The 14,671-nt window shown below is 67.3% G+C and carries 11 protein-coding genes; 7 read left to right on the top strand and 4 right to left on the bottom strand.

The window, feature by feature from the left end; translation table 11 throughout:
- Window positions 1–73 precede the first annotated feature (73 nt).
- From glnA to OXG83_02895, 5 genes are read left to right on the top strand one after another with little or no spacing between them, the layout of a single operon-like run.
- Entirely contained in the window at window positions 74–1,495 is a 1,422-nt protein-coding gene (glnA, locus tag OXG83_02875; GenBank protein MCY3963958.1) for a type I glutamate--ammonia ligase, read from the top strand.
- Between the two features lie 8 nt (window positions 1,496–1,503).
- On the top strand, window positions 1,504–2,841 hold the full coding sequence (locus OXG83_02880; GenBank protein MCY3963959.1) for a PQQ-like beta-propeller repeat protein: 1,338 nt from the start codon (window positions 1,504–1,506) through the stop codon (window positions 2,839–2,841).
- Between the two features lie 10 nt (window positions 2,842–2,851).
- Entirely contained in the window at window positions 2,852–4,153 is a 1,302-nt protein-coding gene (locus OXG83_02885) for a sialidase family protein (GenBank protein MCY3963960.1), read from the top strand.
- Between the two features lie 14 nt (window positions 4,154–4,167).
- A complete protein-coding gene (locus OXG83_02890) occupies window positions 4,168–5,514 on the top strand; it encodes a serine hydrolase (protein MCY3963961.1) in 1,347 nt (448 codons plus the stop codon).
- 16 nt (window positions 5,515–5,530) lie between these two features.
- On the top strand, window positions 5,531–6,379 hold the full coding sequence (locus tag OXG83_02895; protein MCY3963962.1) for a hypothetical protein: 849 nt from the start codon (window positions 5,531–5,533) through the stop codon (window positions 6,377–6,379).
- 12 nt (window positions 6,380–6,391) lie between these two features.
- On the opposite strand, the gene OXG83_02900 is transcribed toward OXG83_02895, so the two are convergent.
- The gene (locus OXG83_02900) at window positions 6,392–7,444 is read right to left on the bottom strand and encodes an acyl-CoA/acyl-ACP dehydrogenase (GenBank protein ID MCY3963963.1); all 1,053 of its coding nucleotides are present in this window, start codon (window positions 7,442–7,444) and stop codon (window positions 6,392–6,394) included.
- A gap of 34 nt (window positions 7,445–7,478) precedes the next feature.
- On the bottom strand, window positions 7,479–8,672 hold the full coding sequence (locus OXG83_02905) for an acyl-CoA dehydrogenase family protein (GenBank protein MCY3963964.1): 1,194 nt from the start codon (window positions 8,670–8,672) through the stop codon (window positions 7,479–7,481).
- A gap of 117 nt (window positions 8,673–8,789) precedes the next feature.
- Between OXG83_02905 and OXG83_02910 the strand changes: the two genes are divergently transcribed.
- The gene (locus OXG83_02910) at window positions 8,790–9,968 is read left to right on the top strand and encodes a Xaa-Pro peptidase family protein (protein ID MCY3963965.1); all 1,179 of its coding nucleotides are present in this window, start codon (window positions 8,790–8,792) and stop codon (window positions 9,966–9,968) included.
- A gap of 315 nt (window positions 9,969–10,283) precedes the next feature.
- Here the strand turns inward: OXG83_02910 and OXG83_02915 are convergent, their stop codons facing one another.
- Entirely contained in the window at window positions 10,284–10,409 is a 126-nt protein-coding gene (locus tag OXG83_02915; protein MCY3963966.1) for a hypothetical protein, read from the bottom strand.
- 22 nt (window positions 10,410–10,431) lie between these two features.
- On the bottom strand, window positions 10,432–13,329 hold the full coding sequence (locus OXG83_02920; GenBank protein ID MCY3963967.1) for a TonB-dependent receptor: 2,898 nt from the start codon (window positions 13,327–13,329) through the stop codon (window positions 10,432–10,434).
- Between the two features lie 173 nt (window positions 13,330–13,502).
- Here OXG83_02920 and OXG83_02925 point away from each other — a divergent pair, with 173 nt between their 5' ends.
- Window positions 13,503–14,624, top strand: a complete 1,122-nt coding sequence (locus OXG83_02925; protein ID MCY3963968.1) for a helix-turn-helix transcriptional regulator — start codon at window positions 13,503–13,505, stop codon at window positions 14,622–14,624.
- The last annotated feature ends 47 nt before the right edge of the window (window positions 14,625–14,671 follow it).

Raw genomic sequence — 14,671 nt, forward strand, 5'->3', positions numbered from 1 at the left:
CGACCGTCGGGTCGGCTCGACCGTACCGGTCTGGCCCGGCTTCACCGCGGTAGGGACAACAAAGGAGAACTTCATGGCAGAGGCTAGCCCCAAGTCGATCGTCGACCGGATCCGGGAGGAGGGGTTCCAGATCGTCGATTTTCGTTTCACGGACTTTCCCGGCTTGTGGCAGCACTTCTCGGTGCCGGCCGGCGAGGTGGACGAGGACACGTTCGAGGACGGGCTCGGATTCGACGGCTCGAGTATCCGCGGCTGGCAGGTGATCAACGAGTCGGACATGCTCGTGGTGCCGGATCCCGGCACGGCGTTCGTCGATCCGTACTTCGAGCACAAGACGCTCGTTTTGACCTGCGACATCGTCGATCCGATCACGCGTGAGAGCTATGGCCGCGACCCGCGCGGCGTCGCCAAGGCTGCGGAGGCCTACGTGCAGTCGACCGGCCTTGCCGATACCGCCTACTTCGGTCCCGAGGCGGAGTTCTTCATCTTCGACGACGTGCGCTTCGACGGCGGTCCGAACTTCGGCTTCTACGAGGTCGACTCGATCGAGGGCCGCTGGAACAGCGGCGCCGACGAGGGGCCCAACCTCGGCTACAAGCCGCGCTACAAGGAGGGCTACTTCCCGGTGCCGCCGACCGACAAGCACCAGGACATGCGGAGCGAGATGATCCTCACGATGGAGGACGTAGGCCTCAACGTCGAGTGCCAGCACCACGAAGTCGGCACCGGCGGTCAGGCCGAGATCGATCTTCGCTTTGCGCCCCTGGTCGAAATGGCGGATGCGATGATGCTCTACAAGTACATCATCAAGAACACAGCCGCCAAGCACGGCAAGACCGTCACCTTCATGCCGAAGCCCCTGTTCGAGGACAACGGCAGCGGCATGCACACGCATCTCTCGCTCTGGAGGGACGGAGTGCCGCTGTTCGCGGGCGACGGCTACGCCGGTTTGTCGGACATGGCGATGCACGCGATCGGCGGTCTGCTCAAGCACGCGCCGGCTCTGCTTGCCTTCACCAACCCGACGACGAACAGCTACAAGCGGCTGGTGCCGGGCTTCGAGGCACCGGTGAACCTGGTCTACTCGCAGCGCAACCGTAGCGCCGCGGTGCGGATCCCGATGTACTCGCCGTCGCCGAAGGCGAAGAGGGTCGAGTTCCGCTGCCCCGACCCGAGCTGCAACCCGTATCTCGCCTTTGCCGCGCTGTTGATGGCCGCCATCGACGGCATTCAGAACGAGATCGATCCGGGCGGTTCGCTGGATGTGGACATCTACGACCTGTCTCCGGAGGAGAGCGAGGGCGTCCCGACCACCCCGGGCACTCTCGACGAGGCGCTCGACGCACTCGAGGACGACCACGACTTCCTCACAGCCGGCGGCGTGTTCGATGAGGATGTGATCGAGAACCACATCGCGTACAAGCGTGAGAACGAGTGCCAGGAGGTCGCGCTGCGGCCGCATCCGCACGAGTTCGCGCTGTACTACGACATCTAGGGCGAAGCGTGGTCGTGCGCGTCGTCGGTGTGGTGCTTGGGCTGACGCTGGCTGCGCCGGCCGCGGGCGACGACTGGCCGCAGTGGCGGGGCGCCGACCGTTCCGGGGTCTGGCACGAGGACGGGATCCTCGAGCGCTTCCCGGAGGATGGCCCGAAGGTCGTCTGGCGCACACCGATCCGCGGGGGCTACTCGGGGCCGGTGGTGGCGGAAGGCCGTGTCTTCGTCATGGACTGGGCGCGCACCGAGGGGTCGCGCGCCATTCTCGGCAAGGAGCGGCTGCTGGCACTCGACGAGGAGACCGGCGAGGTGCTCTGGAGCCACGAGTGGGACGTGAACTACTCGGCGCTGCAGCAGAGCTACGCGATCGGTCCCCGCTCGACGCCGAGCGTTGACAGCGACCGGATCTACGTGATGGGTGCGGTCGGCCATCTGATCGCGCTCGAGGCGGAGACCGGCGAGGTGGTCTGGAGCTACGACTCCGTGGAGGAGGGCGGCGCCAGCATCACGATCTGGGGCTTCTCCAGTTCGCCGCTCGTCCACGGCGACCTGCTGATCCAGATCGTGGGCGCCGAGCCGGACGGCAAGGTGATCGCCTTCAACAAGCACACCGGAGACGAAATCTGGCGGTCGCTTTCCTCCGACTGGGAGATGGGCTACGGCCAGCCGATGATCTTCGAGGCGGGCGGCGTCGAGCAGCTCATCATCTGGGAGCCGAAGGCGGTCAACTCACTCGATCCGGCGACCGGCGAGGTCTACTGGACCGTGCCCTGGGAAGTGGCCTCGGGGATGACGGTGACGACTCCGGTGATCGACGGCGACCGGCTGCTGTTCAGCCAGTTCTACCGCGGTTCCCTGCTGCTGGAACTGGATTCCGAGAAGCCGGAGGTGCGTGAACTCTGGCGCGGCCAGAGCCGCAGCGAGATGCCGGAGGAGACGGAAGGCCTGCACGCGCTGATCACGACGCCGATCCTCGAGGGCGACACGATCTACGGGGTCTGCAGCTACGGCCAGTTGCGGGGTCTCGACGCCGCCGATGGATCCAGGCTCTGGGAGAGCGACAGGATGACCCGACAGGGCCGCTGGGGAGCGGCCTTCATGGTCAAACACGGCGACCGCTGGTTCGTGAACAACGACGTCGGCGACCTGATCATCGCGCGTTTCTCGCGGGACGGCTACGAGGAGATCGATCGCGCCAAGCTGATCGAACCGACCGCCCGTTCCGGCTTCGGCCCCCGGCGGTTCTACGACGCACAGGTGAACTGGTCCCATCCGGCTTACGCCAACCGCCACATTGTCGCGAGAAACGACGAGGAGATCATCCGGGTGTCCCTCGCGGCGGAGTAGCGGAGGAACTGTGAGCGCCGCCGAAACGCCGCCGAGCCGGTCCCCAACGGGGCCCGGCCGCCCGTGCCGCTTCCTGGCGCTGGTCACGGTCCTGACTTCGGTCACGGCCCTCCCCGTTTCCGGCCGGGATCCCATTGGCGAGCTCATCTTCCCGCTTGAGCACTGGCACAACCACGGTTCCTCGGTCGTCGAACTTCCGAACGGCGACCTGCTGACGGCCTGGTTCCATGGATCGGGCGAGCGGCGGTCGGACGACGTGCGGATCCTGGGCGCCCGCCTGCAGGCCGGCGCGGAGGCGTGGAGCGAGCCGTTCCTGCTCGCCGACACTCCGGGCTTTCCCGACACGAACTGCACCCTGCTGCTCGAGCCGGTCAGTGCGGGCGGCCACCGGCTGTGGCTGTTCTGGCCCACGATCCAGGCGAATCTCTGGGAGAGCGCCCTGATGAAGGTCAAGGTCTCGACCGACTTCGACGGGCCGGGGCCGCCGGTGTGGCAGTGGCAGGACGTGCTCCACATGAAGCCCGGGGACGGCTTCCACGACCTGGTGGCGGAGAGGACCGACGAGTACTTCCGGAGCCTTGGCTTCACAGGCGCCTCGGATCCCGCCGCGCCGGAGTCGGCCCGGCAATGGGCGGCGCGCAACCTGGAGCAGGCCGCCGACAAGCTGACCCGCCGCATCGGCTGGTTCACCCGCGCCCATCCGGTCCTTCTGCCGCTGCCCGAGGGCGGTCAGCGGCTGCTCCTGGGGCTCTACTCGGACGGCTTCAGCTTCGCCTCCGCCACCTACAGCGACGACGGCGGCCACACCTGGACGATGAGCGAGCCGATCATCGGCGGCGGCAACATCCAGCCGACGTTCGCGCTCCGCGAAGACGGCACGCTGCTCGCCTTCATGCGCGACAACGGCCCGCCGCCGAAGCGGGCCCATGTCGCCGAGTCGCGTGATCTCGGCGCCACCTGGACGATCGCCCGCGACCATCCCGATCTGGTCGAGACCGGCGCCGGGCTCGAGGTCCTGAAACTGGATAGCGGCCGCTGGATCGTAGTTCACAACGACATCCCCGACGGCCGCTACCAGCTCGCCGTCTCGGTCTCCGAGGACGAGGGCAGGACCTTCAGGCGGCGGCGCTACATCGAGCGGGAGGAGAAGGGCGTCGGCCGTTACCACTACCCGTCCGTCATCCAGGCCCGGGACGGCCGCATCCACGTGACCTACAGCTACCACGTCGCCGGCGCGCTCGACGACGGCGGCCAGGGCAAGAGCATCAAGCACGTGAGCTTCGACGAAACCTGGCTGCTGGGTGACGACTGAGAGAGGAATCCGCCATGCGTCAACGACCCATCTTCACTGTCACCCTCGCCGCTCTACTCGCGGCCGTCCTGTTTGCGGCCTGCGCGCCCCAGGGATCTGGCAGCACGGCCGGTACCGGCGAGACCTTCGCCGGCCTTCCCCGCGTCACGCCGGAGAGCGCCGGCATGTCGAGCGAGCGGCTCGACCGGATCCGGCCGGCGTTCGAGAGCTATGTGACGGACGGCAAGCTGTCCGGCGTCGTCACCGCCGTCGCCCGCGATGGCAAGGTCGTGCACTTCGAGGCCAGCGGTTACCAGGACGTCGAAGCCGGCGAGCCGATGGCCGAGGACACGATCTTCCGCATGTACTCGATGACCAAGCCGATCGCCTCGGCGGCGCTGATGATCCTCTGGGAGGAGGGGCACTTCCTGCTGTCGACGCCGCTGTCCCGGGTTCTTCCCGAGTTCGCCGACACGCAGGTCTACGTCTCCGGCGACGGCGACGACTTGGAGACGGAGCCTGCGCGGCGGCCGATCGTCATCCGCGACCTGATGACCCACACCTCCGGGCTGACCTACACCTTCATCCCCAGTCCGGTCGCGGCCAGCTACGTGGCCGCGGGACTCGAGGGCTCGGCGGACGCCGTACCCCACGACGACCTGGCGCACTACGTCCGGGAGCTGGCGAAACAGCCCCTGCTGGCTCACCCCGGCACCGCCTGGAACTACAGCGTCGGCCTCGAGGTCGCGGGTCGGGTGGTCGAGGTCGTCTCCGGGCAGACCTTCCGCGACTTCCTGAAGGAGCGCATCTTCGACCCGCTGGCCATGGTCGACACGGACTTCTACGTCCCGGACGAGAAGCTCGACCGCCTCGCCGTGAACTACGCGCCGACGCCGGAGGGTGGCATCGTCGTCTTCGACGATCCCGAGAACAGCGCCTACCGCAAGCCGCCCAAGGTCGAGATGGGCGGTTCCGGCCTGGTCGCCACCGCCGGCGACTACCTGCGCTTCGCCCAGATGCTGGCGAACGGCGGCGAACTCGACGGCGTGCGGATCCTCGGGACGCAGACCGTGGCCCTGATGATGGACAACCACCTGGGATCGGCCTACGGGCCGTCTCCCATGTCGAGCCTCAACCTCGACATGGGGATGAGCGAAGGCATGGGTTACGGCCTGGGCGGGTACTCGATCACCGACACAGGGCTCACCGGCCTGCCGGCCTCGCCCGGCACCTACGGCTGGGGCGGCGCCGCCTCGACCGATTTCCTCGTCGATCCCGAGGAGGAAGTCGTCGCCATGGTGCTGACCCAGTTGCTGCCTACCGGCACCTATCCGCTGCGTCCAACGATGGAAGTGCTGACCTACCAGGCGATCGTGGAGTAGGCGTGAGGAGATGAGGATGAGCAAGCTCCGAAGACCGCCCCGGCGTCCACGGTATGTGCCGGTCAGGGCCGTAGCCCTCGGCGCCGCGTCGGTGCTGGTCCTGGCCGGAGCCTCTCTCGCCCAGGAGCGCGGCTTCTACGCCGGCTACACCGCGACGGGGGAACTGTTCGACGCCACCTTCTCGAAGAGCGTCGACAACACGGACCCGGACACTCTGGTGCCCGAGCCGCGCCGCGGCATGGTCTTTAGCGACCGGAACTCCGCCGACACCGTGGATCTCGCCGTCGGCTTCGTCGGCGGCTACCGCGCGCCCCTGGGCGACGGCGGCGCGTACCTCAGTACGGAAGTCGACGTCATGTTCCACAGCGGCGAGCCGGACGGCCGGTTGGTCGGCGTGGGCACGTCGCCCGAACGCAACCAACTGGGCGAGAGCTGGCCGGATGCGTGGTCCCTCGACAAGAAGCGCAGCTACGGCCTGACTCTGCGGCTCGGCTTCGGAGAGTCCCAGGACATGAACATCTACATGCTCGGCGGCGTTCGGCTGTTCAAGGCGCGCTTCAGCACGACCTTCGAAGGGTGCATGACCGCTGAGCCTTGCTCGCCGTCCGAGTTCGTCTCGGGGACAGACGGCCGCGATGTGGATCCGATCGCCACCACCTGGGGCCTCGGCCTGGAGAAGCGGTTCGGCAGCGGTGAGTACGCCCGCAGAATCGCGTTGCGCTTCGAGGCGGCCTACAGCGAGTACGGCAGCGAGTCGTGGGTCGCTGACTTCCCGGACGTCCGGGTCACCGTGCCGTCGGCGGTGGAGGCGGAGGGGATCGGCGTGACGGTCAGCATGGTGCGGCTGTTCGGCGCCGCGGACTGATCCCGGCTCGTCTCAGCCGTACATGACGGCCGCCGCCTGCTCCCGCAACGCCGTCGGGTTGCCCAGCATCTGCCGGTCGTAGCCGGCGCGCTTGTAGAAGATGTGCATGTCGCACTCGTGGGTGAAGCCCATGCCGCCGAAGACCTGGGTGGTCATCGTCACGGCGTTGCTGGCGACGTCCGTGGCGTGGGCCTTGAGCAGCGGGGCCAGATGGTCGATCTCGTCGGATCCCTGGTCCCAGGCGTCGGCGGTGTGCCAGAGCAGGGACTGGACCGGATCGACTTCGGCCAGAACCTCGGCGCAGATGTGCTTCACCGCCTGGAAGGAGCCGATGATGCGCTCGAACTGTTTCCGCTCCTTGGCGTACTCGACCGAGATGTGAAGGCCCTTCTGGGCGGCGCCGAGGGCGTCGGCGGCGAGGGCGATCTGGGCCGCCTGGACGGCGCGGCGGGTGTTCTCGGCGCTGCCGCCGAGGTTCTCGGCCGCTCCCAGGTCGATGCCGGAAAAGGTGATCTCGGCGACTCGACGGGTGTCGTCGACGGTCTCGAGCGGTGTGATGCCGATGCCTGAGACCGACGCGTCGAGCAGGTGGAGGCTGCCCCCCGTCTCGAGCAGGAAGGCGTCGGACCATGCCGCGTCGGGGACGTAGAGGACGGTGCCCTCAATCCGTCCGTCGTCGATCGGCGCATCGAGGATCGGCGTGATCAGCGAGCTGCCCTCGGCGATTCCTTCGAGCAGGGCGCTCTTCCGATCTCCGGCGTCGGCCCCGGCGAGCATCAGCGGCGCAAGCACGTAGGCCGAGTGGAAGTTGACGGGTGCTGCGGCCCGGCCGATCTCCTGCGCAGCGATCGCTGCCTCCTGCATTCCGAGTTCCGAACCGCCGAGGTCCATGTCGATCAGGAGCCCTGTGATCCCCTGGTCGCCGAGCTGGCCGTGGATCGCCTCGTCGCGGCCTGACTCGGAGTCCATCACGCGGCGGACCCGCTCGATCCCCACGTCCTGGGCGAGAAAGCGGGCGATCGAGTCTCGGAGCAGCTCCTGCGGCTGCGTCAGTCCAAAGTCCATGCTGGACTCCTTCTCTCTAAGGGGCCGTGCGGGGTCAGGCCGCTGCCGGCTTCGGCTCCCGCGGAAGGCCGAGGCCCCGCTCGCCGATGATGTTCTTCTGGATCTGGGCGGTGCCGCCGCCGATGATCAGGCCGAGCGCGTACATGTAGTTGCGCTGCCAGTTGCCGTAGTCGCGCACATGCTTGGAGCCGCGCTTCAGGACCCCGCGCTCGGCCATTCCGTCGATGGCGAGCGCGCAGATGTCGTAGTTCAACTGGCAGTTGTTCAGCTTGACGATCAGACCGCCGGCGCCAGAGTCGCGCTTCTGCAGCATGTCGGTCAGCAGGCGCAACTGGTGGTACTTCATCGCCTGCACCCTGCCTTCGAGCTTCAGCAGGCGGTCACGGTAAACGGGGGATTCGATGAGGCCGGTTTCGCGCAGGATGTCCACGCAGCCGTCGAAGTAGTTCTCCGTCGCGTTCGAGCGGCCGAGCATGTTCCGCTCGTAGCGCAGCGTGTAGGTGCCGACCTCCCAGCCCTGGCCGGGGCGACCGACGACGTTCGTCGCCGGCACGCGCACGTCGGTGAAGAAGACCTCGTTGAAGGAGGCGTCGCCGGTCATCGTCATCAGCGGCCGGATGTCGATGCCGGGCGTGTCCATCGACAGGACGATGTAGCTGATGCCTCCGTGCTTCCCGGCGTCGGCCTCGGTGCGGATCAGGGCGAACATCATGTCGGCTTCGCGGGCGCCGCTGGTCCAGATCTTCTGGCCGTTGATCACGTACTCGTCGCCGTCGAGCACCGCGGAAGTGCGCAGCGACGCCAGGTCCGAGCCGGATCCCGGCTCGCTGTACCCCTGGCACCAGATCAGTTCGCCGCGCATCGTGGGCCGGATCAGCTCCTGCTTCTGGTCCTCGCGACCGAAGTGCAGCAGCGTCGGGACGAACATGCCGGTACCCTGGCTTTCCATCCCGAGGGAGATCCCGGCGCTCTGGAACTCCTCCTCGATCACCAGGCTCGCGAGGGCGTCGGGCTCGTGGCCGGCGCCGCCGTAGCGCTTCGGGATCGTGCGGCCCGCGTAGCCGGCATCGAAGAGCCGCTTCTGCCACTCCAGGGTTCTGGCGCGGACTTGCGACGCGTCACCGCCGAAGCCGGGGCCGGCCGGGACGGCAACGTCCTCGTTAGCGGTGAGGAAGGCGCGGACCTCCTCTCGGAGCTCGTTGTACTCGGAACCGATCGATGTATCCATGATGGCGGGACTGTATCGCGCCCGGCGAGGTCGCTTGAAGAGCTTCGGCAGCACCTTGGAGCATTCGGAGTAAGCTGTTCGGCCCGATAGGCAGAGAACAGCGGCAGCGGGGACGGCATGAGCGACGAGACGGTTGGAGGAGAGTTGGCGGTTGAAGCCGACGGTGCCGGCGAAAAGGCGCAGTCCAGCCGGGACGCGGAACGCCTGGAGTTGCTGCGGCAGGCAGCCGCGGGTGCAGGCGTCGATGCGGTTGTCCTGACGCCGGCGGCCACGATGACGTGGCTTCTGGGCCACGACTTCGAGGCGCATGAGCGACTCTTTCTGCTGATCGTGCCAACTGCCGACGAGGCGGTAGCCGTGGTGCCCGCCCTGGAGGAAGCGAACTTCCGCGGAGCGGCGCCCGCGGTCGGGTCGGTCCACCTGTGGGACGACGCGGACGGCCCCGAGAACGCCGCGGCGGCGGCGCTTAAGTGCCTGGGCAAGACGTCGCGGGTGGCGGTGGAGCCGCTGAGCCTGCGCTACATGGAGTTCGAGCACCTGCGACGCGAGCTGCCGAGGGCGAAGATCGAGAGTGCCGAAGAGATCGTGAGCGAGCTCCGGCTCAGGAAGAGCGACGAGGAAGCGGCGCTGATGAAGCGGGCTTCGAAGATCGCCGAGGCGGCGCTCGAGTTCACGCTGCGCGACGTCAAGCCGGGGCGGAAGGAGATCGAGATTGCTTCCAAGCTCTCGAGCGAACTGCTGCGCCGGGGTGGAGGGGGCATCTCGTTCGGGCCGATCGTCCTCAGTGGCCCGAAGTCGGCACTGCCGCACGGCGTCCCGGACGAACGCGAGATGCAGGAAGGCGAGTTCCTGCTGATCGACTTCGGTACGTCGTTCGGCGGCTATCACTGCGACATCACCCGCACCTTCGTCGTCAGCGGTTCCCCGACCGACCGGATGCGGGAGGTCTACGAGTCGGTGCTACAGGCCAACATTCGCGGCGTGGCGGCGTCGCGGCCGGGAGTCACCTACGACTACGTCCACAAGAACTGCCAGGCGAATCTCCACGCAAGGCGCTTCAAGGAGTTCATGACCCACCGGACCGGCCACGGACTGGGCCTCGAGATCCACGAGCCGCCGTCCGTCATGGCGGGCAACGACGACGTCGTGGAGCAGGGCGCCGTATTCACGATCGAACCCGGCCTCTACCTCGACGGCTGGGGCGGCGTGCGGATCGAGGACAACATCCGGGTCACGGAGCAGGGCTGCGAACTCCTCACCTCGTCGCCGCGGGAGCTACGCATTCTCGGCGCGTAGGCGGCTCACTGTCAGGGCGCACGGGCGGTGGGCTCACCCGCCTGTTCGGCGGGGTATGAAGGGTCAGCCTCCAGGTGCCGTGCCATCCGTGCAACCGCTGACGGGCGCACGGACTGGTTCACGGGTCGCGCGGATCGCGCGACCCGGGTCCGCGCTTACTGAGTTCAGGAGGGGTTGGCGCTCACTGCACTCCACTCGCTCCGGTTCGGCGTCGGTCATTGTGATGGCGCGGGGAGTCGCTCGTTCCGAGCCACCTGGAGGCCGACCCTTCAGACCCCTTGCACAGGCTGGAGGTCGTCGGACTGCCGTTCAGGCCTAGAAGTGGAGGTGGAGGCCGATCTGGCCGCGGCGGCTGTCGCCTAGGCCGCTGCGGATGGTGCCGTCGAAGTTGAAGAGGAGGGAGCCCTGCGAGGCGTCGAGGCGGTTGTCGGCGTTCGTCACGTTGAAGATCTCGAGGACCGGCTCAAGGGTGACACCGCGGCCCAGGGTGAAGGGACGTGAGAGGCGGATGTCCCAGGTCAGGAAGTCGTTGTCGCGCCGGAGCGTGTTCCGCTGCAGGATGTTGCCGTCCGCGCAGATGCGGTCGGATGGCTGGGCGGCTCGCTGACCGGGGCTGGCGCAGGATTCCGACACGGGTGACGCCGACAGGTAGCGGAGTACGTTGCTGAACTGGATGTCGCGGGGCAGGGCGAAGAGCAGGTATCCGGCGACCTGGTGCCGGCGGTCGCGGTCGGACCAGCCGTATTCGGGTCCGAGGTTCGCGGGGTCGGCGTAGCGGAAGGTAAAGGGATCCCGTTCGTTGTCGTCGTCGGAGCGATCCTGGCTGAGCGTGTAGTTCAGCTCGAAGGTCAGCAGACCGTCGAAGGCGTCCCGGCCGCGCAGGGTCGCGGTCAGCCCGTGGTAACGCGACCGAACTCTCCGTGTTGTTCAGCGCGTTGATGCCGCCTCCGCCGGGATGGGTGCCGACGCCGAAGGGGGACCCGAAGGCCGGGTGGTTCCGATCGACGAAGCGGAAGAGCTCGTCTGTCCGTGCATGCTGGTAGGCGAGTTCCGCGGTCAGGCCGCGGCCCAGGCGGCGCTCGTAGCCAGCGCCGAAGGACCAGGTCTCGGGCAGTTCGAGATTCCGGTCGACGACGGTGATGTCGGGCAGGAAGGGCAACGTGTCCGAGCCGTCGATCTGCTCGTCGATCGGCGGCACGGGACCGAGCGCGGGCGAGGCAGCGCTGCTGCGGAAGAGGACCTGTTGGAAGGCGCCGTTCGTCGTGCGGGGCCCGGCCAGCACCAGGCTCGGAATGCGGGAGACGTAGGAACCGGCGTTCAGCCGCAGGACATTGGAGCCGTCGCCCGAGGCGTCCCAGACCAGGCCGAGGCGGGGCTGAAGGTTGTCGAGATCGTCGGGAATCCTGCCGTCCGACGGGAAACGGGGATCGTCGAGATAGGGCGCGAAGTACGTTCTCTCCGGTTCGATCAGCGGGTCCGGGTTCCAGGTTCCCTCCCAGCGGAGACCGAGGTTCAGCACCACCCGGTCGGTCGCCTGCCAGGTGTCCTGGAGGAAGAGAGCGACCTCGTCGACATCGAAGGCTTGCTTGCCCAGGTCCTCCGCGGGGACGCCGGGAACGGTGGCGGCCTGCAGGTAGAGGAGGACGGGTCCGGTGATCTCCGTCCCGGGCGGGCAGACGCCGGCGGCGCTGTTCGAGCCGTCGGAGCAAGTCACGTAGCGGTTGCCCTGCTCCATGAAGTTGATGAAGCCGTCCACCGAGTCGAAGATGTAGCGGCTGTTGCCGAAGCCGACGAACTGCTGGCTGACGCCGGTCTGGTTCACCTCGATTCCGGCCTTGACCAGGTGGTCGCCGGCGAGGGTGGAGACGTTGTCGACGAGTTGCTTCCGCTCGGCGGCAGCATCCGCGCCGATGGGCAGGAAGAACGGCAGGCCGATGCGGAAGCCGTCCGCGAAGTCCATGCCGATGTCGGGGAAGGGCCTGCCGCCGAGACGCTGATAGGGCGGCGGAGGAGGGGCCGCCACGCCCGGCTGCAGCGGCCCGCCGTAGGGTCGGGGGCGGTTCTCGCGCGCCCACTGCAGCCGCAGTTCGTTCGAGGTGCGATTGCTGAGCAGGGAACGGAGGCTGAAGTTCACGGCGTGCGAGTAGTCCTGCTCGATGCCGTTCGCGGACAGACCCCAGGAATCGACATCGAACGTGCCGTTCACCTGCTCCGACCACGTGTAGTTGTACTTGACCGAAACCTGGTGCCGTTCGCTCAGGTTGAAGTCCAGCTTGGCGATCAGGGCGCGGTTGTCGTCCGAGCGCTCGATGGGGCCGAACTCGTCGTCGAAGAGGCCGGGCCAGCGGTTCCTCAGGAAGCCGTCGAGCCGCGCGAGGTTGGATGGGCTGACGACTTCCCGGATAGCCTGTTTCGTTTCCGCCCCGTCCTGCTCGTCATAGGCGCCGAAGAAGAACACACGCTCCCGCCTGACCGGACCGCCGAGCGTGAAGCCGTACTGGAGGCGGCTGAAGTCCGGCTTCGCGGCCTCGCCGGAGGGATGCTCGGTGGAGATTCCGTCCCACTGGCTGAAGGTGTGCGCCGTGCCCTCGAACTCGTTCGTGCCGGACTTCGTGATCACGTTGACGAAGCCGCCGGCGGACCGGCCGAACTCGGCTGTCGCGCCCTGGTTGATGACGACCATCTCCTGGATCGCGTCCTGGTTGAAGGTGAAAGCCGGCCGCTGCCCGCCGCGTTGCTCGCCGAAGAACGAGTTGTTGAAGTCGGCGCCGTCGACGATGAAGTTGTTGAAGATGCCGCGCTGGCCGCTGATGTTCAGTTCGTCGCCGTCCGGCCCCTGGGAGATCGACGCGCCGGGCGTGAGCAGGGTCAGGTCGAAGAAGTTGCGGCCGTTCACTGGCAGGCCCTCGATCACTTCGTCGGAAAGCCGCTGGGAAGTCGTCACGTCTTCGGTCGCGGGCGTCCCACAGGCGTCCGTCGACACCGTGATCTCCTCGGCGACGACCTCCTTCAGTTCGATGTCGAGGTTCAGGCTCTCGCCGACTCGCAGCGTGAGGCCGGAGAGCCGCTCCATCTGTCCGCCTTCGTCCTTCGTCACGATCAGTTCGTAAGAACCGAGCGGCAGCAGGGTGCGCGCGAACGTGCCGGTAGCCGTCGTTTCGACGGACGTTGTGAACCCGGTTTCCGCGTGCTGGATCAGCACCTGGGCGCCGCCCACGGCCGCTCCGTCAGGACCGCGGACGGTGCCGCGGATGATCCCGGTCGTCGCCTCGGACTGGGCGGTTGCGGGGACGGCAGATGCGACAGTCGCGGCCGCGAGGCAGACAACAACGGCGAACCCCCTGCAGCGCGCGGGCGGCACTCTACACGCTGCGATAGGAGCTGCGCGGCTCTGCGAGGGCGCGCGTTGTGCCGTGGGACCCGGCTCGTTCTCCGTAGCCAGCCCCCCCTGTTTTGGGGGTGCTAGCGGCTGATTGATCCGTGTAAGCTGACCAAGATCGTTAGATGAAGCGTAGAGGAAAAGAAGTGGGCGCCATGGACGAAGTCGTTGGCCTCCTGCAGGAAGCGGTCTTCGACGAGAGTCGATGGACGAAGCTGGCGCTTTCGATCGACAGTGCGTGCGGACTGATCGGGAGCCAGCTTTGCGTCGTAGCTGCTGACGTGGACGACACTGTCCCGGACTTCCGTTTCAATCGGGGTCTGATTCGCGGCGAGCCGCAAGAGGATCTGGAGTCGGAGTACATCGAGTACTACCACTCCCTGGACGAGCGGATACCCCGCATGAGGGGAATGCGCCCTGGCAGGCTCTACCACAACACGGACCTCCTGACCGAGAGTGAACAGAAGAGCTCGCCCGTGTACGCGGGCTTCATCCCGCGGCATACCAGTAACGATCAGTTCAACATTCGTATGCCGGGACATGGCGGCACCAGTATGTTCTGGGTCGTCGCCCGAGAGATGGACCGCAGCGGTTGGTCATTCGAGAACCTGAAGCGCATCGAATTACTGGTCCCTCATGTGGCGCACTTCGTACGCGTCCGGCAGGCGCTGGCCGCCGCGGACGCGCGCGGTGATGCCTTGGCGGCCCTGCTGGACCGGACGGGCTTGGGTGTGCTCCATCTCGACCGCCATGGCCGGGTGCTGGAAGCGAACGAACGGGCGCGGCGCGTGCTGGCGGAAGGCGACTGCCTTACGCAGCGGAAGAACCAGCTCAGAGCCTGCGCGCGGCACGAGGACGCCCGGTTGGGTCGGCTGCTGACGGCCTGTTTCGACCGGGGTGTCGGCGGTTCGATGGCTCTCTGGCGTCCCGGCGATGCAAGAGCCGACTCCTTGATTCTGCACGTATGCCCGGTGCCCCTGGACTGGACCAGCTTCGACACCCGTGGCGTCGCCGTTCAGATCCTGTTGGTGGAACCGGGAAGGACGCCCGAAATGGACGGCCGTCAACTTGCCGACCTCTACGACTTGACTCCGGCCGAGAGTGGTCTCGCGCTCTTGCTCGCCCGCGGTCGGAGCGTCCGGGAAGTCGCGGTGTCCACGGGTCGCAAGGAGGCCACCGTGAGGTGGCACGTCAAGAACCTGCACTCGAAGCTCGGCGTCCATCGCCAGGCGGACCTGGTGCGCCTCGTGCTGTCAACGGCGGCGCCGGCGGAGTAGCAGGCCGGCCCGCCAACGTCGGACCGGCCTGCGGGTTCCAGCGGAGT

This window comes from Acidobacteriota bacterium (assembly GCA_026707545.1).
Taxonomy (GTDB): Bacteria; Acidobacteriota; Thermoanaerobaculia; order Multivoradales; family Multivoraceae; genus Multivorans.